Annotated in this window: 18 protein-coding genes; 6 read left to right on the top strand and 12 right to left on the bottom strand. The window is 62.0% G+C overall.

Annotated elements, in window-relative coordinates:
• Positions 1-47: 47 nt before the first annotated feature.
• Positions 48-545, bottom strand: a complete 498-nt coding sequence (locus tag ACZ1HH_RS08375) for a hypothetical protein (RefSeq protein ID WP_472636372.1) — start codon at positions 543-545, stop codon at positions 48-50.
• 229 nt (positions 546-774) lie between these two features.
• Positions 775-1,635, bottom strand: a complete 861-nt coding sequence (locus ACZ1HH_RS08370; protein WP_472636371.1) for a hypothetical protein — start codon at positions 1,633-1,635, stop codon at positions 775-777.
• Between the two features lie 425 nt (positions 1,636-2,060).
• Here ACZ1HH_RS08370 and ACZ1HH_RS08365 point away from each other — a divergent pair, with 425 nt between their 5' ends.
• The 3 genes from ACZ1HH_RS08365 to ACZ1HH_RS08355 all read left to right on the top strand — a co-directional run bounded on the left by ACZ1HH_RS08365 (position 2,061) and on the right by ACZ1HH_RS08355 (position 7,124).
• Positions 2,061-3,863: an ABC transporter transmembrane domain-containing protein gene (locus ACZ1HH_RS08365; RefSeq protein ID WP_472636370.1), complete on the top strand. Its 1,803-nt coding sequence runs from the start codon at positions 2,061-2,063 to the stop codon at positions 3,861-3,863.
• Positions 3,864-4,173: 310 nt separating this feature from the next.
• The gene (locus ACZ1HH_RS08360; RefSeq protein WP_472636369.1) at positions 4,174-6,060 is read left to right on the top strand and encodes an acyl-CoA synthetase; all 1,887 of its coding nucleotides are present in this window, start codon (positions 4,174-4,176) and stop codon (positions 6,058-6,060) included.
• A gap of 137 nt (positions 6,061-6,197) precedes the next feature.
• The gene (locus ACZ1HH_RS08355) at positions 6,198-7,124 is read left to right on the top strand and encodes an alpha/beta hydrolase (RefSeq protein ID WP_416368672.1); all 927 of its coding nucleotides are present in this window, start codon (positions 6,198-6,200) and stop codon (positions 7,122-7,124) included.
• A gap of 49 nt (positions 7,125-7,173) precedes the next feature.
• Here the strand turns inward: ACZ1HH_RS08355 and ACZ1HH_RS08350 are convergent, their stop codons facing one another.
• The 10 genes from ACZ1HH_RS08350 to ACZ1HH_RS08305 all read right to left on the bottom strand — a co-directional run bounded on the left by ACZ1HH_RS08350 (position 7,174) and on the right by ACZ1HH_RS08305 (position 18,546).
• Complete coding sequence (locus ACZ1HH_RS08350) at positions 7,174-7,734, bottom strand: DUF4453 domain-containing protein (RefSeq protein WP_472636368.1); 561 nt, start codon at positions 7,732-7,734, stop codon at positions 7,174-7,176.
• A gap of 43 nt (positions 7,735-7,777) precedes the next feature.
• Positions 7,778-8,614, bottom strand: coding sequence for an alkaline phosphatase family protein (locus tag ACZ1HH_RS08345; RefSeq protein ID WP_472636367.1), 837 nt, complete (start codon positions 8,612-8,614; stop codon positions 7,778-7,780).
• A gap of 182 nt (positions 8,615-8,796) precedes the next feature.
• On the bottom strand, positions 8,797-10,434 hold the full coding sequence (locus ACZ1HH_RS08340) for an ABC transporter ATP-binding protein (protein WP_011539151.1): 1,638 nt from the start codon (positions 10,432-10,434) through the stop codon (positions 8,797-8,799).
• Positions 10,431-11,246 carry an ABC transporter permease gene (locus ACZ1HH_RS08335; protein ID WP_011539150.1) on the bottom strand — a complete coding sequence of 272 codons (816 nt, stop codon included), beginning with the start codon at positions 11,244-11,246 and terminating at the stop codon, positions 10,431-10,433. Before ACZ1HH_RS08335 ends, ACZ1HH_RS08340 begins: the two co-directional genes overlap by 4 nt.
• Positions 11,243-12,199 (bottom strand): ABC transporter permease, encoded by a 957-nt coding sequence (locus ACZ1HH_RS08330; RefSeq protein WP_011539149.1) that lies wholly within the window; start codon positions 12,197-12,199, stop codon positions 11,243-11,245. Before ACZ1HH_RS08330 ends, ACZ1HH_RS08335 begins: the two co-directional genes overlap by 4 nt.
• Position 12,200: 1 nt before the next feature.
• Positions 12,201-13,784, bottom strand: a complete 1,584-nt coding sequence (locus tag ACZ1HH_RS08325; RefSeq protein WP_011539148.1) for an ABC transporter substrate-binding protein — start codon at positions 13,782-13,784, stop codon at positions 12,201-12,203.
• Between the two features lie 188 nt (positions 13,785-13,972).
• The gene (dtd, locus tag ACZ1HH_RS08320) at positions 13,973-14,443 is read right to left on the bottom strand and encodes a D-aminoacyl-tRNA deacylase (protein ID WP_472636366.1); all 471 of its coding nucleotides are present in this window, start codon (positions 14,441-14,443) and stop codon (positions 13,973-13,975) included.
• 276 nt (positions 14,444-14,719) lie between these two features.
• Positions 14,720-15,817: a TFIIB-type zinc finger domain-containing protein gene (locus tag ACZ1HH_RS08315; protein WP_472637316.1), complete on the bottom strand. Its 1,098-nt coding sequence runs from the start codon at positions 15,815-15,817 to the stop codon at positions 14,720-14,722.
• A 173-nt stretch (positions 15,818-15,990) separates the two neighbouring features.
• Positions 15,991-17,181: an SPFH domain-containing protein gene (locus tag ACZ1HH_RS08310; RefSeq protein ID WP_011539145.1), complete on the bottom strand. Its 1,191-nt coding sequence runs from the start codon at positions 17,179-17,181 to the stop codon at positions 15,991-15,993.
• Positions 17,182-17,358: 177 nt separating this feature from the next.
• Positions 17,359-18,546, bottom strand: coding sequence for a cytochrome P450 (locus ACZ1HH_RS08305; RefSeq protein ID WP_472636365.1), 1,188 nt, complete (start codon positions 18,544-18,546; stop codon positions 17,359-17,361).
• Between the two features lie 59 nt (positions 18,547-18,605).
• Here ACZ1HH_RS08305 and ACZ1HH_RS08300 point away from each other — a divergent pair, with 59 nt between their 5' ends.
• The 3 genes from ACZ1HH_RS08300 to ACZ1HH_RS08290 all read left to right on the top strand — a co-directional run bounded on the left by ACZ1HH_RS08300 (position 18,606) and on the right by ACZ1HH_RS08290 (position 22,834).
• Positions 18,606-20,357 (top strand): ATP-binding protein, encoded by a 1,752-nt coding sequence (locus ACZ1HH_RS08300; RefSeq protein ID WP_472636364.1) that lies wholly within the window; start codon positions 18,606-18,608, stop codon positions 20,355-20,357.
• The gene (locus ACZ1HH_RS08295) at positions 20,354-21,583 is read left to right on the top strand and encodes a sigma-54-dependent transcriptional regulator (RefSeq protein ID WP_011539142.1); all 1,230 of its coding nucleotides are present in this window, start codon (positions 20,354-20,356) and stop codon (positions 21,581-21,583) included. The genes ACZ1HH_RS08300 and ACZ1HH_RS08295 overlap by 4 nt, the downstream gene beginning before the upstream one ends.
• A gap of 246 nt (positions 21,584-21,829) precedes the next feature.
• Complete coding sequence (locus ACZ1HH_RS08290; RefSeq protein ID WP_011539141.1) at positions 21,830-22,834, top strand: DctP family TRAP transporter solute-binding subunit; 1,005 nt, start codon at positions 21,830-21,832, stop codon at positions 22,832-22,834.
• The last annotated feature ends 127 nt before the right edge of the window (positions 22,835-22,961 follow it).

Here is a 22,961-nt window from a genome sequence, read left to right as displayed (position 1 = left end):
CAATCCCCGCGGAGACAGCGCCAACAGGGCCTCAAGAGGCCAGCGCCTCAGTGGATGATGTGCTTGAGGTTGGCGAGCAGCAGGCCGACCCCGCCGGCAAATCCCGCCCCAAGCAGTGCCGGGAGCAGGCGCCGATCCAGAACCCATCCGGCGCGCCCACCAAGAAGCGCCAGCAGTGTCACGCACATGACCTGAGACAGAAACAGGGCCGTTTCCTCGCCGATCCAGCCCTGCCAGGCCGCCAGAAACAGCGCGGTTGGCACATTGGCGACGGCAAGTGTCGGCGTGCTGTGGTGCCAGGCGGCGCGCCAGCTGCCGCGCGTCATGCGCTCTCGTGTGTCCAGCGCGTGCGAGAGAAGTTCGGCAAACGCCTTTGCCAGCGTGATGGCCAGTACCGAGCCGAACAACACGATGGCGGTTTCCAGCGGCGGGGTCGGGTGACCGCCCTGTGCCAGCATGATGCTCAGCACCATGATCGCACCGTAGATGATGCCAAATGCCGCCTTGTCGAGGCGCTGCCAGCCACTGGTTGTCCTGTCGCTCATGATCTATCCTCCTCGTGCGCCTCCGCGCTATGAGCAAGCATTGCATGATCGGCCATGGTGGGGCCACCGGGTTTCCAGTCCTTCCAAACCAAAGGCGGAGGCATCTGCCCCCGCCTTTTCCTGCAGTCAGTCAGCTTTCAGTGCCATGACCGATGATGTTTGAACTCGACCGCCGCCGCATACGACAGGCGCAGGGCCCTCGCCCTGGGTTCGGTTGATCCCGTCGGGATCAGCGTCCATGCCAGAGATGATCCGGCAGGTTCGAGATCTCTTCGGGCAGCAGCGGATTGGGGATGTCGAAGCGAAGGCGGTTGTCGATCTGTGCCTGCTCAAACACCGACTGGATATTGGGGTGGCTGTTGAAGTGCGCCATGAAGCTGCCGTCTTCATAAGCGCGCTCCAGCCCCTGCAGAATGATGTCCGCGCGTTCCTGATCCTCGGGCCCTGTAAAAAAGAACGTATCGAAGGGATAGACGATCATCAGGCTGCTATCCACGCGCAGGTTCGGGTGGCTCTCGGACCGCTTTGTCACCTCCGCAAAGGGCTCTGCCACGCCGCGCGCGTAGCCCTGAACCCGGCCCTTGTCCGTCATGGTAAAGAGGTTTTCATAGGCTGCGGCGCTGACGTTCAGACCCGCGCTTTCGAGGATTTCGGTATCCGGCCATCCGGTGCCGGAGCCGATGCGAATTTTCTTCAGATCCTCAAATGTTTCGACAGTCTGCAATGCGGGCAGGCTGTCTTCGTTCGAGATCAGGATGCGATGGCCAAGGAGGCCGCGCTGCAATGGGATCGGGACGATCGTCAGGCTTTCGTAGCGTTCCTTGCTGACGCCAGAGAAGATGACGTCGAACTCCTCGGAGCCCGCAGCCAGCTGCGCCAGCAGGCGGGTCTGGTTGGAACTGCCCGGGTCAACGAGGGTAAGCGTATGATCTCCATCCGCCTTGGAGAGCGCCAGCTCCATCAGCTCGAGCTCGTAGGAGTGACGGTCTTTATCAAGCCCGGATGCGGTGATCCTGAATTCCAGCGCCGAAACACTGCTGGCGAAGGCCGCGATTGAGAAGATAGCTTTGATTGCAACAGAACGAAACACGTGCGTGTCCTCCACTAGGTATGTGGCGCTTCGTTAGCGCAAACACATTAAGCGGTGGTGAATACAGGCGGGGCAGGCCCGTGTCGGTCAGGTTTTACCGATCCGCAAAATCACTTGCCCATGCCGCCTTTGGACACCTGTAGCGGGATGTTTCCTGTAAGTTGTTGAATTTATTTAGACACTCTTCTCGCCACAGGGCGCAATCTCTGATCGTTGGCTCAGGGCGCTTGCGGGCGGGTGGGGCAGGAACTGCTCTGGCCAGGCAAAAGGCCCAATCTTTCATGCGTTTGTACGGTCAAGCTGCGGCGATTGTTCTCGGGTCTTGCCGCAATGCAGCCTTGACCTGCCCTTGGTGCGGGGCCATGACACGCAGTTGACGGGCGCGCTCTGCGTGCCGGACGCGGAGGACGAGCAAAGGAGCGCTCATGGCACGAGGTGCAGTGCAGAATACGGCCAGCAACGAGGAACGCGAGACCTCGCGCCGGATCGGAGTCCTGAAGGCGCTTTGGCCGTTCATGCGCCCGTATCGTGGCTTGATCTTTGCCGCGTTGGCTGCGCTCACCCTGACGGCAGGCGTGTCGCTGTCGCTGCCGCTGGCGGTGCGCCGGGTGGTGGACAACTTCCGCATCACCGATGCCGCATTGCTGAACCAGTATTTTACGGCTGCGATGATCATGGCGGCGCTGCTCGCGCTGGGCACGGGGATACGCTATGCGCTGGTGACCAAGCTGGGCGAGCGGGTGGTGGCCGATATCCGCAAGGCGGTGTTCGACCGCATCATCGGCATGAGCCCCGCGTTTTTCGAGCGTATCATGACGGGCGAGGTGCTGAGCCGGATCACCACCGATACCACGCTCATTCAGTCGGTGCTTGGGTCTTCTGCATCCATTGCGCTGCGCAACCTGTTGATTTTCCTCGGTGGTCTGGTGCTGATGCTGCTCACCTCGGCCAAGCTCACGGCGATGGTTCTGCTGATCGTGCCGGCGGTGATTGTACCGATCCTGTTCCTGGGGCGGCGTCTGCGGGTGATCTCGCGGGAGAACCAGGACTGGATCGCGGCCTCGTCGGGGAATGCGGGCGAGTCGCTGGGCGCGGTGCAGACCGTGCAGGCCTTTACCCATGAGGACCTGAGCCGGGCGCATTTTTCCGAGATGACAGAAACCTCCTATGAGGTCTCCAAGCGGCGCATCCAGACCCGCGCATTGCTGACGGTGATCGTGATCTTTCTGGTGTTTTCCGGCGTTGTTGGCGTCTTGTGGATCGGGGCCAATGACGTGCGCTTTGGCTCCATGAGCGAAGGCGCTCTGGTGCAGTTCGTGATTTATGCCGTGATGGTGGCGGGCTCTGTGGCGGCGCTCTCGGAGATCTGGAGCGAGTTGCAGCGTGCCGCAGGCGCGACTGAACGGCTGGTGGAGCTGTTGCAGGCCGAGGACAGCGTGCGCGACCCTGAGACGGCGCAGGTGCTGCCAGAGCCTGTGCGCGGTGAGCTGACTTTTGACACCGTGTCCTTCACCTATCCCTCGCGGCCGGACGTCTCGGCGCTGGACCACGTGAGCCTCACCATTGCGCCGGGCGAGACCGTGGCCTTTGTCGGCCCGTCGGGGGCGGGCAAGACCACGATCATTCAGATGATCCAGCGGTTCTATGATCCGCAATCGGGCGAGGTGCGTCTGGACGGTGTGCCGCTGCAGGCGCTGGCGCGCGATGATTTCCGCCGCCACATCGCGCTGGTGCCGCAAGATCCGGTGATCTTTGCTGCCACCGCGCGCGACAATATCCGTTTTGGCCGTCCGGATGCGAGCGACGCCGAGGTCGAGGCCGCCGCCAAGGCCGCTGCCGCGCATGACTTCATCATGAAGCTGCCCGAAGGCTATGACGCCTATGTGGGCGAGCGCGGGGTGATGCTGTCGGGCGGGCAGAAACAGCGCATTGCGATTGCGCGGGCGATCCTGCGCGACGCGCCGGTGCTGCTTCTGGATGAGGCGACCTCGGCGCTGGATGCCGAGAGCGAGCGTCTGGTGCAGGCCGCGTTTGAGGACCTGAGCCGGGATCGCACCACCATTGTAGTGGCGCACCGTCTGGCGACGGTCAAAAAGGCCGACCGGATCGTGGTGATGGATCAGGGCCGCATTGTTGCGGTGGGCACCCATGAGAGCCTGGTGGCCGAGGGCGGGCTTTATGCGCGTCTGGCGCGGCTGCAGTTCACCGACGGGCAGGCGCAGGGGTAACCCGCAGCCAACCCCGCACTTTGCCCCCCGCAGAGAGACTGGGAGAGCGGTGTCCGCGCGGGGGCATCCGCCGGGCGGATCAAAATGGCGCAGCGTCACTTTGCGCCTTACCTTAGGTGAATTTGCCGTCTCGCTTGCGTGGTCTTTAAATTCCAATCATCTTGGTCCAGAGGACGATCACAAGGCTTTGGCGCATGGTCTGGGGCCTCTCCACCACGATGTCGGAGGGGGCTGAGCTGCGCCGGGGCCATAAAATTTGAAGATTGGGGGCGCCTTGCATCGCGCAAGACGCTTCAGGGGAGGAAATCGAATGGCTTTTGCAACTGTGGCAGATGTCGCGGCGATCGAGCAGGAATGCACCTGGCAGGAGCGCGACATCCCGCGCACGCTTTATGGTCTGTTGTCACGCACGGCGGAGCGGTTCCCGAACAATCCCGCCGTCAGCTACCAGATCTTTTCCGGTCCCACGGACAAGGCGGAGACGCTGACCTGGCGCGAGCTCAAGGCCAAGACCTGTCAGGCGGCCAACCTGTTTCGCTCGCTCGGGATCGGAGAAAAGGACGTGGTGGCCTATGTGCTGCCCAATTCCAACGAGACGCTGATCACGCTGTTGGGCGGTGCGGTGGCGGGGATCGTGAACCCGATCAACCCGCTTCTTGAACCCGAACAGATCGCGTCGATCCTGCGCGAGACCGGCGCGAAGGTGGTGGTGACGCTCAAAGGGTTTCCCAAGACCGACGTGCCGCAAAAAGTGGCCGAGGCGGTGGCCCATGCGCCCAATGTCAAAACCGTGCTTGAGGTGGATCTCAACCGCTATCTGACGCCGCCGAAATCCTGGATCGTGCCGCTCATTCGCCCCAAGGTGAACAAGGCCCATGCCCATGCGGACTACAAGAATTTCAACCGCGAGTTGGCAAAGCAGCCGACAGAGCTGGCCTTTGCCGACAGCGAAGGCGACCGGGTGGCCTGCTATTTCCACACCGGCGGCACCACCGGCATGCCCAAGGTGGCGCAGCATACCTATGAGGGGCTGATCTACAATGGATGGCTCGGACATACGCTGCTGTTCTCGGAAGAGGACAACATCATGTGTCCGCTGCCGCTGTTTCATGTCTTTGCCTGCCATGTCATCGTGATGGCGGCGGTGTCCTCTGGCGCGCATGTGGTGTTCCCGACCCCGCAGGGCTATCGCGGCGAGGGGGTGTTCGACAACTTCTGGAAGCTCTGCGAGCGCTGGAAGATCACCTTTATCATCACCGTGCCCACGGCCATCTCGGCCAAGATGCAGCGCCCGGTGAACGCTGATGTCTCGACGGTGAAGACCGCGTTTTCCGGCTCGGCGCCGCTGCCGCTTGAGCTCTTCCGGCGCTTTGAAGAAGCCACAGGCATCACCATTGTCGAGGGCTATGGTCTCACGGAGGCGACCTGTCTCGTGTCCTGCAACCCGGTTGAAGGCGAAAAGAAAGTCGGCTCCATCGGCATTCCCTTCCCCTATTGCGATATCAAAATCGTCAAAGGCACACCGGAGGGGCTGCAAGAATGTGGCGCGGACGAGATCGGCGAGATCTGCGTCCAGACGCCGGGTGTTTTTGCCGGCAATACCTATACCGAGGCCGACAAGAACATCGACCTCTATTATCAGGACACCCATCTGCGCACTGGCGATCTGGGGCGGGTCGATCCCGACGGCTATCTCTGGATCACCGGACGGGCCAAGGATCTGATCATTCGCGGCGGCCACAATATCGACCCTGCCGACATCGAAGAGGCGCTTCTGGGCCATGATGCGGTGGCCTTCGCCGGGGCGATCGGCCAGCCGGATGCGCATTCGGGCGAGCTGCCCTGCGCCTTTGTGGAGCTGGTGGATGGCGCCTCTGCCACCGAGCAGGAGCTTTTGGATTACTGCAAGCGCCATGTGCGCGAGCGCGCCGCGATCCCGAAGTACATGACCATCCTGCCGGAACTGCCCAAGACTGCTGTCGGCAAGATCTTCAAACCGGATCTGCGCCGCCATGCGATCACGCGCATCTATGACGGCGCACTCAAGGACGCAGGTCTTGCGGCGCGTGTGACCTCGGTCAGCGACGACAAGAAGCGCGGTCTTGTCGCTCAGGTCAGCCTGAACGGCAGCGACACAGCGGCGGTGGGCGAGGTGCTCTCGGTCTACACCCGCCCGTGGGAAGAGGCCAAAGGCTGATCCCCCCCGATCGAGACACAGAAAAGCACGCCAGACGCGGCGTGCTTTTTCATTTTGCCGTTTTCAACGAGGCTGCGCGGTCCTAGGCTCGAAGGCGAGAGACGACGCCTGCGAAGATGTCAGAGACGGTGAATGTGATGGACTATGAAAAACTGATCGACGAAGAGACGTGGAATTTCATCCGGGAGACTGGGCGCCACTACCCCGACGACACGGTGGATTTGACGATCGACGATCAGCGCGCGGTCTATAACAAGATGGCCGCTGCCTTTCGCAAACCCCGCGCCGAGGTGGTGGATGTCACCGAGCGCAGCGTCGGGCGTGTTTTGGTGCGGATCTATGAGGCGGGCGATCCGACCCGCACTGTGATGTACTGCCACGGGGGCGGTTTTGTGGTGGGCGATCTCAACAGCCATGATGACGTCTGTTCCGAGATTTGCGAGCAGACCGGCTATCGCGTGGTGTCGGTGGATTACCGGCTGGCGCCCGAGCACAAGCATCCCGCCCAGTTCGAGGACGCCTGGACGGTGCTGGACTGGATCTGCGAGACCTATCCGGGGGGCGTGGTGCTGGCGGGAGACAGCGCGGGGGCGATGCTCTCTGCCTGTGTGGCGCATCACGCGCGGGGACGTCATGAGGGCGTGCTGGGGCAGGTGCTGATCTATCCGGGGCTCGGGGGCGACCACGCTTTGCCCTCTTATCGCGAACATGCGCAGGCGCCGATGCTGACGCTTGAGGATGTGAAATACTACGCCGATGTGCGCGCGGATGGCACGCCAGTCGAGAATGATCCGACCTATGCGCCGCTTCAGGACGATGATTTTGCAGGGCTGCCGCCCACGGTGATGTTCTCTGCCGATTGCGATCCGCTGCGGGACGATTGCCGCGTTTATCGCGATGCGATCCACGCGGCTGGCGGTCTAGCGGAGTGGATCAATGAGGCGGGGCTGGTGCATGGCTATCTGCGCGCCCGTCACAGCGTCGGCCGGGCGCGCGACAGTTTTGAACGTATCGTGCTGGCAATCGAAGGCCTCGGACAGGAGATCTGGCCCTACGACGACTGAGGCGCCTGCCGGAAGGGGGGCGCGTGACGAAGCGCTGTCAGCGCCCTGTTCACCCGGCGAACTGGGCGCACCGCTGCGGATAGGCCTCAACGTGATACCAACCTGCGCTCTTGAGGTGCCAGTCGCTGTCATGCACCGTCACATAGCTCCAGCCGCCCACTGGATAATGGCCGTAGTTGAGCGTGTCTCCGGGCAGGATCTGCCCTATCACATCCGTATTGAGGCCATGGCATGCGCGCAGGGGCAGGGGATCGCCGCGCCAGCCGATGCAGGCGCTTTCCAGCCCATCTGTCACCGGAAGGTCCACCAGCCGCTGCCGGTAGCGCAGGTCCAAGACATCGAGCCTGCTGCGGCTGGTATCGACCCGGCATCCGGCTTCGCGCTCCTGCGCTTTGAGCTTGGCCACCCGGGTCGCATCTGCCTCTGAGAGGGTGACAGAGGTCCCGATGCAATCGCCATTGTCAAAGACATGTTTTCCAAGAGAAGAGCCAAAGCAATAGCCCGCCCGGTCCATGATGGCATTTCGGGTGAACCACAGATCGTCGCAATAGGAGTCGGCAAGGGCCGGCGTGGCAGCGGCCATTGCCAGCAGAGCAAGGAGATATTTCATAACAGCCTCGTCAAAATTGGATCCGAGGCCGAAATGAATGACCTCAGCGCAAGAATGCCTCGGCTTTCATGGTCTCTGCAAGGGGCGCGCCAAGGCGGCTCAGGATTGTGGGGGCCAGTTGCAACTGGTCGATCACGTCATCCTCTGCCGGGCCATCCGCATCGCCAAAGTAATACAGCGCGGTTTCCTGTTGCAGCGGGTGGCGCCCGCCGTGGTGGCCACGCTCGTCCTGGCCATGGTCGGCGGTCACGATCACCTCATAGCCCATGGCACGCCAGCGCGGGATGAACGGCGCCAGCATCTCGTCCATCACAAAGCAGGCTTTGTCCATCTCGGCACTTTCGTGAAAGAAGCGATGCCCCATGCTGTCGAGCGTGCAGGTGTGCAACATGCCGTAGTCGAGATCAAAGCGCCCGCAGAGGTTGGTGAGCGTGGCAAAGAGATCCACATCCGAGGGCGTCATCTGGTTGTCGTGGCCATAGCCCGTCATCGAGTGAAAGCGCCCATGGTTGATGGTCTTGCTTTCGGGCTCGTCATATTCGATGTCGCGCACATAATCGAAGGGGGAGCGATTGAAGAACTCCGACCAGAAACTATGCGCGACCGCCCCGGTGGTGCCGCCGGCCTTGCGCACTTGGGAAAACACATCGTCGTGGCTCAGGCGGAAGACATTGCCGTTACCGGTGCAGCCATGCTCCTGCGGGGTGACGCCCGTGTGGATCGAGGCATAGCAGCTTGCGGAGATCGAGGGCAGCACCGCGCGGTGCTTCCAGACGCAGGCATCACCAGAGGCGACCCAGCCCTCGAGGTTGCCAAACAGGCGGCGAAAATTGCGATGGGGCACGCCATCAAGGATGATGAGCAGGAGTTTGCGGTCCATGGGGGAGGTCCTGGGCTGGGGGTGGATTTATGGGCGCTCAGGTCAGCGCCCGAGCCTACGGTGGGCGTGAAGCGCCCTCCCCGGGGGGAGGGTCGGGCGCTGTCCGGCCTTGCGGCCGAACAGGGCTTCTATCGTCTTTCGCCCGCACCGTGCGGGCGCTGCCAGTTGGCAGGAGCCGGGCATCAGTTGCCCGCGCTCTCCATCTTGCGGTTGGCGATCACCTCTTCGAGCCAGCCGAGCTTCATCTCCGGCACCGAGCTCAGCAGAAGATCGGTGTAGTCGTCAAAGGGCGGGCTCAGCACCTGCGTCTTGCCGCCGTAGCGCTGCACCTTGCCCTTGTACATCACCGCGATGTTGTCAGAGATCGCGCGCACCGTCGCGAGATCGTGGGTGATGAAGAGAAACGCCACATCCTCGATCTTTTGCAGGTTCAGCAACAGTTTCAGGATGCCGTCCGCCACCAGTGGATCGAGCGCCGAGGTGACCTCGTCACAGATGATCATCTTGGGCTTGGCCGCCAGCGCCCGGGCGATACAGACACGCTGTTTCTGCCCGCCCGACAGCTCTGCCGGGTAGCGGTCGATAAAGCCTTCCCCGAGTTCAATCTCGTCGAGCAACTCGATGATCCGCTTGCGCTTTTCCGCGCCCTTTAGGCCGAAATAGAACTCTAGCGGCCGGCCGATGATGGTGCCTACGGTCTGACGCGGGTTCATCGCCACATCCGCCATCTGGTAGATCATCTGCAACTCGCGCAGATCCTCGCGGCTGCGGTTGTTGAAGTCCGGCGTGAGCGTGCGCCCGTTGAAGTAGATCTCGCCTTCGCGCGGGGGCAGAAGGCCGGTGATCACCCGCGCCAGCGTCGATTTGCCCGAACCGGACTCGCCCACCACGGCCAGGGTCTGACCGGGGTAGAGATCGACGTTCACGTTGTGCAGCACATCGAACTTGGTGCCCTTGTAGCGCGCAGTGATGTTGCGCACCGACAGGATCGGCTCTTCGGTGGGGGCCTTTTCCTCGTGCTCGATCGAGCGCACGGAGACCAGCGCCTGCGTGTACTCTTCTTGCGGGTTGTTGATGATCTGATCGACAGAGCCGTATTCCACGGTATTGCCGTGGCGCAGCACCATGATGTCATCAGAGACCTGTGCCACAACCGCAAGATCGTGGGTGATATAAAGCGCGGCCACACCGGTGTCGCGGATCGCTTCCTTGATCGCCATCAGAACGTCGATCTGCGTGGTCACATCAAGCGCCGTGGTGGGCTCGTCAAAGACCACGAGATCGGGTTCCGGACAGAGCGCAAGTGCGGTCATGCAGCGCTGCAGCTGACCACCGGACACCTGATGCGGATAGCGGGCGCCGATGTTGTCGGGGTCGGGCAGGCCCAGCTTGGCAAAGAGCGCGCGGGCGCGGTCTTCGGCCACTCTGCGGGAGAATTTGCCCTGCTCGACCGAGGCTTCGATCACCTGTTCCATGATGGTCTTGGCCGGGTTGAACGACGCGGCGGCAGATTGCGACACATAGGTCACCTCGCCCCCGCGCAGCTTGCGGATGTCGCTCAGCTTGGATTTGAGGATGTCGCGCCCGTTGACCCAGACTTCGCCACCGGTGATTTTCACACCGCCCCGGCCATAGGCCATGGACGACAGACCGATGGTGGATTTACCTGCACCGGATTCCCCGATGAGACCCAGCACCTTGCCGGGCATGAGGTCGAAGCTGACGCCATGCACGATTTCGATGTCATGGGGTTTCTCGCCCGGCGGATAAACCGTGGCGCCGATTTTCAGGTCGCGGACCTTGAGGAGTGGTTCGCTCATCCCCGGCCTCCTTTCAGCGATGTGGTACGGTTCAGGATCCAGTCCGCCACCAGGTTCACCGAGATCGCAAGGGTTGCGATGGCAAAGGCGGGGATCAGCGCGGCGGGCACGCCATAGACGATACCGTCCTTGTTTTCCTTCACGATGCCGCCCCAGTCAGCCTCGGGGGGCTGCACGCCCAGACCCAGGAAGGAGAGGGTGGACACAAAGAGCACCATAAAGATGAAGCGCAGACCCATCTCTGCCACCAGCGGCGACAGCGCATTGGGCAGGATCTCGCGGAAGATGATCCACGCGGTCTTCTCACCGCGCAGGCGTGCGGCTTCCACAAAGTCCATCACCTCGATGTCGACAGCAACGGCGCGGGCGAGGCGGAACACGCGTGTGGAGTCCAAAAGACCCATCACGAGGATCAGCATCGGCACGGTCACAGGCGTCACCGACAGCACAACAAGCGCAAAGATCAGTGTCGGGATCGACATGATGAGATCGACAAAGCGCGACAGTGTCTGGTCGATCCACCCGCCGGAGACGGCTGCAAAGATCCCGAGGATGGAGCCGGTGGTGAAGGAGATCAGCGTCGCCATGGTGGCGATGAAGATGGTGGTGCGCCCGCCATAGATCATCCGCGACAACAGATCGCGTCCGATATTGTCGGTGCCCAGCCAGTAGTCGGCGCTGGAGGGTTCCCAAACGTCGCCGACCACTTCGGCCATGCCATAGGGGGCCAGGAGCGGCGCAAAAAGTGCGCCGAGAAAGTAGAGGGCCGTGAAAAACAGCCCGATCAGAGCGGATACGGGGATATTCTTCATTTCGGATGCCTCAGACGCGGGTTCGACAGGATCGACACGATATCGGCAACCATGTTGAGGCCGATATAGACGGTGGCAAAGATCAGACCACAGGCCTGCACCACCGGCACGTCACGTTTGGAGACATGATCCACCAGATATTGCCCCATGCCGGGATAGACGAAGACCACTTCGATCACCACGACACCAACCACAAGATAGGCGAGGTTCAGCATCACCACATTCACGATCGGCGCGATCGAGTTGGGGAAGGCATGACGCCAGATCACCTTGAAGGTCGAAAGCCCCTTGAGTTCCGCAGTCTCGATATAGGCAGACTGCATCACGTTGAGGATCGCCGCACGGGTCATGCGCATCATGTGGGCAAGCACCACAAGCGTCAGCACCGCGACGGGCAGGGCGATGGAATTGAGCTTCTGCCACAGGTTCATGCCGTCGTTGATCATGGCGACAGAGGGAAACCAGCGCAGTTTTACGGCGATCAGATACATCAGAACGTAACCGATCAGGAATTCAGGAATGGAGATCGACGCCAATGTGACGCCGGAAATCAGCTTGTCCGGCCAGCGATCTTTGTAGCGCACGGCCAGAAGACCGAGGAAAATCGCCAGCGGCACGGCGATCACAGCGGCCCAGAACGCAAGGAACAGCGTGTTCGAGAGGCGCGATCCAATGGCGGAAGTGATGTCCTGACCAGAGGTCAGAGCGGTGCCAAGATCGCCTTGCAAGGCACCAAAAAGCCAGTCGAAATAGCGCGTGAGGGCGGGTTCGTTCAGTCCAAGCTCGGCGCGCAGGTTGGCGAGCGCCTCGGGGGTTGCGGATTGGCCGAGGATGGACTGGGCGACGTCGCCGGGCAGGATCATGGTGCCCGCAAAGATCAGCGCCGAGATCATCAACAGCAGGAAGAGACTCAGCGCAATGCGCTGAGCCAATAGTTTGATCACCGGATTCATATCAGGCTTTGACCCACATTTTCAGGGGCGCGTAACCGTTCATGAGAGCGTGACCTTTGACGCCGTCTTTCCAGCCGTCCAGACGATCCGACGTTGCATCGACAAAGTCGTTGAACATCGGGCAGATCAGGCCGCCTTCGTCGCGCACCATGGTCGACATATCTGCATACATCTGGGTGCGCTTGGCTTCGTCGAGCTCGCCACGGGCCGCCAGCAGTGTCTGGTCGAACTGCTCGTTCTTGAAACGGGTGTCGTTCCAGTCTGCGGTCGACAGATAGGCGGTGGAGAACATGGAGTCCTGCGTCGGACGGCCACCCCAGTAGGAGGTGCAGAAGGGCTGCTTGTTCCAGACCTCGGACCAGTAGCCATCGTTGGGCTCACGCTTGATCTCGAGGTTGATGCCTGCCGCTGCCAGCGACTGCTGGAACAGCGCCGCCGCATCCGGGGCTCCGGGGAAGGAGTTGTCGGAGGTGCGCAGCAGGATCGGACCGTCATAGCCCGATTTTTCCATGTGGAACTTGGCCTTCTCGGGATCGTACTCGCGCTGCTCCAGCTGGGTGAACAGCGGGTAGGAGGCGTTGATCGGCGAGTCGTTGCCCACGGAGCCAAAGCCGTTCAGGATCTTGTCGACCATTTCCTGACGGTTGATGCCGTATTTCAGTGCGAGGCGCACGTCGTTGTTGGCAAAGGGATCGGTGTCGCAATGGGCGATGAACACATAGTGGCCCGGACCCGCAGTGGAGTGCACGGAGATGTTCGGCGCGCGATCCACCAGTTTCGCGGTGCGCGGCGGCACGCGGTCGATCATGTCCACCTGACCGGCCTGCAGTGCAGCCACACGGGCGGTGTTGTCGTTGATGACCACGTATTCGATGGTCTGCGCATTGCCCAGATCGCCCCAGTAGTTGGGGTTCTTCTCGGCCACAAAGCGCACGCCCATGTCCACGGCTTTCAGAACATAAGGACCGGTGCCGATCGCGGCCGCCGGATCGTCCTTGCCGCCGTTGGGCTGGATCACCAGGTGGTAGTCGGTCAGCAGGTAGGGCAGGTCGGCGTTTGCGTCTTCGAGCTCAAAGACCACCGTATCGCCATCGGCCTTGACGTTGGAAATGGAGCGCATGATGCCAAGCGCACCGGATTTTGTGTCCTCACCGGAGTGACGCTCCATGGTGGCGACAACATCCGCCGCCGTCACCGGCTGGCCGTTGGAGAAGGTCAGGCCGGAGCGCAGCTTGAAGGTCCAGGTTTTTGCGTCTGCCGAGGCTTCAAAGCTTTCGGCGACGGCACCCACGAGGCCGCCTTCTTCGCCCAGTTCCACCAGCGGCTCACCCCAGAGACGGATCACCGAGAGGGCCACCTGGTTTGTCGCCAGAGCCGGGTCGAGGCTGTCGGTGGTGGAGCCCCCTTGCAGACCCACACGCAGGGTGCCGCCTTTTTGCGCGCCTGCCGCTTTGGCCGCAGAGGCCAGCAGCGAGTTCGCGCCCAATGCGGTCACACCCAGCGCAGCAGCGCGGCCGAGGAACTCGCGGCGGCCCATGCGGCCCAATGCGGCTTCCTGTGCGAGGTGTTTAAGATAGTCGTTCATTCGTTGTCTCCCTGTCGAGGTTACGGGTTGGCCCCGGATTTTCTTGAATGGTGATACAAGATTTGCCGATTTGGCACATCGGGGCAAGGAATAATGATAGAAAATTGCGCGCGCATCTGTGTCAGGCGCCCAAAACAGGGGGAATGCTCTGACGCTTGGCCCGCAATTTTCCGGCTCATGCGGGGTTTCTACCCCGATCCGGCTGACTTGTTGCGACGGTCATCTGTGTCCAGCCAGAGCGTAACAGGACCATCGTTCACAAGTGAAACTTTCATGTCAGCGCCGAATTCTCCTGTTTGTACTGTAAGCCCAGTTTCACGCATTTTCGCGCAAAAACAATGATAAAGCCGCATTCCCTCATCCGGTGCAGCTGCTTTGGAAAAGCCCGGACGGGTACCGCTGCGCGTGTCGGCGCCCAGGGTGAACTGGCTGACCACGAGAACGGCGCCGCCGGTATCGCTGACCGAGCGGTTCATTTTGCCCGCGTCGTCTCGAAAAATCCGCAGACGCGCAATTTTTTGCACCAGTTGGGTGGCCTCGGCCTCAGAATCTCCGCGCATGGCACAGACAAAGACCAAAAGACCGGGGCCGATTTCGCCAATAACCGCATTGTCGACGGTGACACTGGCGGCGCTGACACGTTGCAGGAGGGCACGCATGCCTATCCTCTCAGACTAGAATCATGGGCGGGGTGGGTACAGCGGGCCAGCGCGCGACGGGCATTGTCGCGGCCGTGATCTCTTGGGGCAGTCCCATGAAGAGGGGTCGCCCCTCGTGCAGAGGCCCGGACATCTGGCACCCGTTGCGGGTGGATGGAATGGCGGCAAGGTCCTTGGTCGAACCCGCTCAAAGCGCTGTTGGACAATGTGCTGTCTCCCCCGGATTTGGCGCGAACATGCCGGGGGTGTCGCGAAAAGGCAAGTCGATGTCGGAATTTAACTCTGTGACGCGAGGTAGGCCACGCCTGCGGCCAGGATCAGGCCGATGACAACCGCGCCTGCGATCTTCCAGGCGGAATAGGGGCGTTCGCCCTGCACGCGCCCCGACTGCCCGTTGACCACAAAGCGATAGCTCTGCCCGCGATATTTATAAGCGGCCATCCACACCGGCAGCAGCACATGTTTAAATGTGACCGCGCTGACGTCCGTATCGACCGAACTGATCCGCTGGCGGTCGCCGCCAATGTCGAATTTGATGTCACGCTCGATGATGCGGTCCATTTTTTGCCGCGCATCGACAAAGCCGGCTTCAAGGTCGATGGTATAGGCCTCCGCGCGAAATCCTGCGAGATACTTGGGCTGATAAGGCGCAAGCTGCGACAGGTCCCAGGGCTCGAGGCCTTCGGTGTATGTGCGCGGCAGGCTTTTGGAGGCAAGCACGAGCACATCGTCAAAGAATCGCTGCACCCGTCCACGCACATTGGACCAGCGCACGCGGATTTCGCTGCGCACCTGGGGTTTGCCATCCACCATGACGGTACGGCTAACGGTATATTCGGTGCCGCGCTGGCCGGTGTATTGGCTGTGGGTCTGGGCGTCATAGGTCCAGTAGGGGACATAGATCCCATCCATCTTGCGCCCTTTGCGGGCGTATTCCTTTAGCCCGTTGGGCGCGAACCACAGCTTGCCGAGCCAGTCTTCCATCGCCTGATGTGCGGCGCGTTCGTCAAACTGAAAGGGCAGCACGCCCTTGGGTTTGATGTGGCGATTCTCGCCGGTGTCGGCCACCACGGGGGTCGCGCAGAAGGGACATTCCAGCGCATGCACCGCCGGGTCGAATTCGACCTGGGCGGCGCAGTTGGGGCAGGAGGAGACGCGCGTGACTTCCATTTCGGCAGCGGGAAGCTGTTCACGCAGCGCTTGCAGGAAGTCGAGTTCCTTCAGCGCCCCACCGCCCCATGGGCTTTCGATCAGCTCTTTCTTGTGGCCGCAATGATCACAGACAAGCCCGCCCTCGGTCGGGGCAAAACGGTAGTCCGCGCCACATTGCTCGCACGGAAAACGGTGGGTTTCCTCAGCATCTTGCGGGGTCATATCCGGTGCGGGCGGGGGCGGCGGTGTCTGGGTCACGGCGATCGGGCTCTTTGCAGTGCGAGAGGGCGATGGGGCAGTCAGGGGCGGCAGCACGGGGGCAACTGGCGCTTGCGCCCATCAGAGGGCCAGGCACACTCACGGCGCCCGGCTGCCATTGATATATCCTGTGGGCGTTACCCGCCTGCGGGCGGGGGCGGCGGTGGGGGCGGCGGCAGGATCGTAAAGAGCTGTGCCAGCTCGGTCACATCGCCCGCGCGCATCCAGCCGTCCTGACCGGGGGTCCAGACATGGGTGTCGCGCGTCAGCTGGCCTTCTTGCGCCATGCGCCCCATGCGCGCCTTGGAGTATGGACCCGAGGTCTGACCGTTTTCCGCGATGTGCCAGACATGCTCCACCGGCGGGGGGGGCGGTGCCATCGGTGCGGCCTGAGCCGCAGGTTGCGGCGCAGCGGGTGCGGGCCGTGCGCCCCATGGCCCGGTCGGTTGACCCGCTGCCTGAGGTGTCGCGCCTCCTTGCATCGCGTGGCCCATCTGCTGCGCCATTGCCATGCCCATTCCCATCCCAAGACCTGCACCCATGCCGCTGTTGGGCGTTTTGGCAGCCGCTTCCATGGCTTCGGCAGCCTTGAACTGCGTATAGCGGCCGAGATCGCCGATGATGCCCATCTGGGTGCGCTTGTCCATCGCCTGCTCGACCGCGGGCGGCAGGGAGATATTCTCGACATAAAGCTCGGGGATCGCGAGGCCGTATTCAGCCACCACGGGGCCGATCTCGGCGGCGACCAGCTTGCCCAGATCTGCGGTATTGGCGGCCATATCAAGCACCGGGATGCCAGAAGCGGCAATCGCGCGCGAGAACTCCTGCACGATGATATTGCGGATCTGGTAAGAGATCTCATCCATGGTGAACTCACCATCGGTGCCGACGATTTCCGTCAGGAAGCGGGCCGGGTCCACCACCCGCACCGAATAGGTGCCAAAGGCGCGCAGGCGCACCGGGCCGAACTCCGGGTCGCGACACATGATCGGGTTCTTGGTGCCCCATTTGAGGTCATTGAACCGCGTGGTGGCGACAAAATAGATCTCGGATTTGAACGGCGACTGAAACCCATGATCCCAATGCTGAAGCGTGGTCAGCACCGGCATGTTGTTGGTTTCAAGCATATAAAGCCCGGGCGTGAACACATCTGCCAGCTGGCCTTCATGCACAAACACGGCCGCCTGACCCTCGCGCACCGTCAGCTTGGCCCCGTATTTGATCGCATGGCCCTCGCGCTCGAAACGCATGACCATGGTGTCGCGGGTGTCATCGGTCCAATGGATGACGTCGATGAATTCGCCTTTTAGAAAATCAAAAATGCCCAAGCTGTGCCCTCCCACGGCTGTTTTGCAAAATGTAGCAACCCACCGGGGCCGAAACCAGAGGCAGCCCGCCCAAAGGCGCGTTTTTGCAGAGGAGATGCGCAGTTTCCCCGCAAACTCAGCCAGAAGAGAGAGCAACGCGGGCCGCCCCAAAAGGAGACGACCCCTGGTCAGAGCGCCTTAGCGGGTTTGCACCCAAAGCCGGGTCAGCCCATGGAAATGGTAGGTGTTGGAATACTGGGGCGGCTCGGCCAGTTTCAACTCCGGGCAGCGCTCAAAAAGGATCGGCAGCGCGATCTCCATCTCCATCCGCGCAAGCGGTGCGCCGACACAGAAATGCAGCCCGCCGCCAAAGCTCTTGTTCACCTTGGGCGGGCGCGTGGGATCAAACTGATCGGCGCGCGCCAGCGCCTCCGGATCGCGGTTGGCAGCCGCCAGCATCAGGGCCACCTGATCGCCCCGCCGGAAACGGTGGCCCATGATCTCGATCTCCTCATAGGCGTAGCGTGTGAACATATGGAGCGGTGGGTCATAGCGCAGGATTTCCTCGACGAGCCCGCTGATGTCATCGGGCTGAAGCCACTCGGAAGACCAGCCCTGTTCGAGCATGGTTTTCACCCCGTTGCCGAGCGAATGCACCGTGGCCTCGTGACCAGCATTTAGGAGCAGGATGCAGGTGCCGATGAGCTCGTCCGTCGAGAGGCTTTCGCCATCTTCCTCGGCCTGAATGAGCCGGGTGATGAGATCCTCGCCCGGGGTCTTGCGGCGCTCGTCCACGTAGTCGGTCAAAAAGGCGATGAACTCGGCGCTGGCCTGTGCTGCGGCATGTTCGGTCTCGGTGGTCTTGGAGGCCTGATACATCGCCACCATCTTGTGCGACCAGTCGAGAAGTTGCGGCGCCATGGCCTCGGGTACGCCGAGCAGGCGACAGATCGCGATCACCGGCACCTGTGTGCAATAGCTGCTGAGCAGATCAAAGGGCGCATCCTTGGGGAACGCATCGATCAATTCGTGGCAGAGTGTTTCCAGCCCCGGCGCAAGCGCCTTGATCTCGCGGCTGGTGAAGGCGCGCAGCACCAGTTTGCGCAGCCGCGTATGGCGGGGCGGTTCCGCATCCAGAAGCGAATGTGCCTCTACTTGCAGGAAGGGCGCGAGATGCGCCGGGCCTTCGGTGGCCATCTCGGCGGGGATTTCGCGCCCAAAGCGGCGGTCGCGCAGCAGCATGTGCACCACGTCATGACCAAAGGCCGCCATCATTTTGTACTCTTCCCAATACCCAAGTTTGCCGGCCGCGCGGGCCGCGTCGTAAAACGGGTAGGGGTTCTGGACAAAGTCCGGGTCGGTCGGGGATTGGGTCAGTGTTTTCATAAAATCGGTTTTTGCCGAGGTCTCTGGTCTTGGCAAGGGGGGCTTTGTAATGTGGCGCAATGTTAACTCCTCGACACCCCCGTCTCGCGCTGGTCGCCAGTGTTGTGCTCTTCATTGTTGTGCTCTCTGCGGTGGTCTGGTCTTCGGCCTATCGACAGGCGCTGACGGCGCTGGCAGAGCGCAGTGCCTCTGATCTCGCGCTGGCCTCGGATCGGGTGAGCACCCAGTTGCAGATTTTCCGCGAGCAGGCGGTTCTGGTTGTGGAGCACCCGGCGTTGCAGGCGCTTGAAACCCGCGAGGGCCCGGCACGCGCCACAGCGCTCTTGCGCCGGATTGCGGATAAATCCGGCGCCCTCGATGTGTTTTACGCCGATGCCTCGGGGCGCGTGCTGGCCGCCGCCGAAGGCGTGGCTGGTCCAAACGTCTCGGATCGGCGGTATTTTCGGCGCGCGATGCAGGGGGCGATGGGCACGGAGCCCATGGTGCTACCCGAGAGCAAGCGACGGGCCTATTTCTTTGCCGCGCCGGATTTCGGCCCGGATGGGCGCGTGCGGGGCACATTGGTGGTTGTTGCGGACATCGAGCTGGTGGAGCAGACGTGGCGCGGCACCCTGCCGCCGGTCTATTTCACCATCGAGGACGGACGCGTCTTTATCTCCAACCGGTTTGAGCTGCTGTTCTGGCGATTGGATGACGACAAGACCGGGCTGATGACCGCAGATGGGGGCGATTTGCCGCTGGAGGTGAAAATGGTGGGCGAACACGAGATCTGGCAACAGCGCTGGAGCCCGTATTTGCCCAATGAGGCGCTTCATCTCGGGATCGGTCTGCCCGCCATCGGGATGCGCGGAGAGATCCTCGTGGATGTGACCCCGGCGCAGCGGATCGCGGCGCTGCAGACCATGGCGATGGCTGCGGTCTGCCTTGCGTTTGGCACCATCCTGTTCTGGCTGGCAGAGCGGCGTCGCACGCTGGCAAAGGCCAATGCGGAACTGGAAGAGCGTGTCGAGACGCGCACCCGGGCGCTGTCGGACACCAACCTGCAGCTGCGCCGCGAGGTGCGCGAACGCAAGGAGGCGGAGGCCGCATTGAAACAGGCGCAGGCCGAACTGGTGCAGGCCGACAAGCTCTCGGCACTGGGGCAGATGTCGGCTGGCATCAGTCATGAACTCAACCAGCCCTTGATGGCGATCCAGCAATTTGCCGAGAACGGTCAGGCCTTTCTGGAGCGTGGCAAATCGGAACGCGCGGGCGAGAACCTCACCCGGATTGCGCAGATGTCGGCCCGGATGGCGCGCATCATCAAGAATCTGCGCGCCTTTGCCCGCAACGAGAGCGAGCCGGTGGGGCGCGTGGATCTGGTGCAGGTCATCGAGGCGGCGGTGGAGCTGACAGAGACCCGCCTGCGCGACCATGACGTGACGCTGGACTGGCAACGCCCGGAGGCGCAGGCCGTCTGGGTGCGCGGTGGCGAGGTGCGGCTGACGCAGGTGTTTGTGAACCTCATCAACAACGCCGTGGATGCGATGATGGGACAGGACGAGCGCCGCGTGCGGATCGTCATCAACGATGGCGCGCGGCTCACGGTGGGCGTGCGCGACATTGGCCCCGGTCTGAAGCAGCCCGAAAAGGTCTTTGAGCCGTTTTACTCCACCAAGGCGGTGGGGAGTTCGGAAGGCATGGGGCTGGGGCTGTCCATTTCCTACGGACTGGTGCAAAGCTTTGGCGGCAATATCCGGGGCACCAACACTGAGCATGGCGCCCTGTTCACGGTCGAACTGGACTACTGGAAAGAGGAAACCGCCGCATGACGCGCAAGGTGCTGTTGGTTGATGATGATGCGGCCGTTCGCGAGGCGCTGGGCCAGACGCTCGAGCTTGCCGATCTCAACGCGGTGACGGCGGGGTCCTTTGTGGCCGCAAAGGACCACATCACCCCGGATTTCGAAGGGGTGATCCTGTCGGATATGCGGATGCCGGGGCGTGATGGGTTCCATCTGTTGTCCTACGCACAAGAGGTGGATGCGGAGCTGCCGGTGGTGCTGCTGACGGGCGAGGGCGACATTCCCATGGCGGTGCGGGCGATGTCCGAGGGGGCTTTTGATTTTCTCGAAAAACCCTGCGAGGCGGCCACGCTGATGACGGTGCTGGAACGTGCGCTGAAGACACGCGCGCTTGTGCTGGAAAACCGCCGCCTGCAACGCCAGCTCGAGCGGGGGGACCCGGCGGCGCGGATGATCTTTGGCGTCTCGCCCCAGATCCAGGAGCTGCGCGCGCGGGTGCGGGCTGCGGCGGCGACCGACGCCGAAGTGCTGGTGAGTGGCGCGCCCGGCAGTGGAATTCCCAAGATCGCCGAGGTCGTGCATCTGATGTCGCGGCGCGGGCAGGGGGCGTTTGTCAAACGTCCGGCGGCGGGGCTGACCCCTCAGACCTTCGAGGAGTTGTGCCAAACCGCCGAGGGCGGATCCCTGTTCCTCGATGAGCTTTCGGCCATGCCGCAAGAGACGCAATATGCGGTGCTCGCGCGGCTCGAACAGGGGGGCGGTGCGCGCATCATCGGCGGTTCGACCGTGGATCTGTCGGAACGTGTGGCGGGCGGTAGTTTCAACGCCGAGCTTTACTATCGCCTCGACGTGATGCGGGTGCGGGTGCCCTCGCTTGCCGAGCGGCGCGAGGATATTCCGGTGCTCTTTCGCCATTATGTGAGCCAGGCCGCCGAGCAGGCGGGGATCGACGCCCCGGAGATCAGCCCCGATACGCTGGCAAGCCTGATGGCGCAGGACTGGCCCGGAAATGCGCGCTCCTTGATGTCGGCGGCGATGCGCTTTGTGCTTGGCATGCCCGAAGAAGTCGCGCAGGCGACCGATCTGGGGCTCGCGGAACAGATGGCGCAGGTCGAGCGCTCGCTGCTGATTGCGGCCCTCGGGCGGCAGAACGGCAAGGCGGCGGCCGCCGCCGAAGCGCTGAAACTGCCGCGCAAGACCTTCTATGACAAGCTGGCCCGCTATGGGATTCGCCCCGAGGACTATCGGCGCTAACGGCTGTGCGGATTTTCGCACAAGCCGCAGGGTGCGTGTGTGAAATCCCGCACAGGGCCAGGGGAGAGCCGTCCGCGCCAGCACAAGTCCTCTCTCTAGGGTTCTGAATTTTATAAAAAATCACAAAAATCAGGTGATTCTCGAATCGCGGCTTGAGCGAAACTCCGCCTTTGCCAATTCTAGGCGCCAAGCCTCGGGCGTGATCCGGGGTCGGAGGAAAGACATCGTATCCTAGGGAGGATCACCATGAAGTTTTTGACCGCTGCCGCAACCGCACTGGCTCTGAGCGTGACCGCAGGTGTGGCGCAGGCCGATGCCTGTGATGATGGCGAAATCGTCGTCAAGTTCAGCCACGTTACCAACACCGACAAGCACCCCAAGGGGATCGCGGCGTCCTTGCTGGAAAAGCGTGTAAACGAAGAGATGAACGGCACCATGTGCATGGTCGTCTATCCGAACTCCACGCTGTATGACGACAACAAGGTTCTCGAAGCGATGCTGCAGGGCGACGTGCAGCTGGCGGCGCCTTCGCTGTCGAAATTCGAGAAGTTCACCAAGCAGTTCCGCCTGTTTGACCTGCCGTTCATGTTCAAGAACATCGACGCCGTGGACGCGTTCCAGGCTTCTGAAAATGGTCAGGCCATGCTCGACAGCATGCAGCGCCGCGGCCTGCAGGGTCTTGGCTACTGGCACAACGGCATGAAGCAGATGTCTGCCAACAAGCCGCTCGTGATGCCCGAAGACGCCAATGGTCTGAAGTTCCGCGTGCAGTCTTCGGACGTGCTGGTCGCGCAGATGGAAGCGATCGGTGGCAGCCCGCAGAAAATGGCCTTCTCCGAAGTCTATGGCGCGCTGCAGCAGGGCGTTGTGGATGGTCAGGAGAACACCTGGTCCAACATCTACGGCAAGAAGTTCTTTGAAGTTCAGGACGGTATCACAGAAACCAACCACGGCGTGCTCGACTATCTGGTTGTGGCTTCGGTGGACTGGCTCGACAGCCTTGAGCCAGAGGTGCGTGACCAGTTCATGACTATCATGACCGAAGTGACCGCAACCCGGAACGCCGAATCCACCCGCGTCAACAACGAAGCCAAAGAGGCCATCGTTGCGGCAGGTGGCGAAGTGCGCCAGCTTACCGCTGAGCAGCGTCAGGCTTGGGTCGACGTGATGAAGCCCGTCTGGGAGCAGTTCTCCGGTGACGTGGGTCAGGACATGATCGACGCCGCACAGTCGATCAACGCCGGCTTCTAAGACCAACCTGCGGTCGCCATATGGCCGCATCAGACACCAAATTGATCAGAGCGCGGCGCGCTGCGCTCTGACACCCAAGCGGTCGAGATACGCTCACCGCACCCATTTCCCAAAAAACTGGAGATCA

It is taken from the genome of Epibacterium sp. HA2-3 (assembly GCF_055693725.2).
The sequence above is the reverse complement of the archived record's forward strand: the minus strand, read 5'-3'. Positions and strand labels throughout refer to the sequence as shown.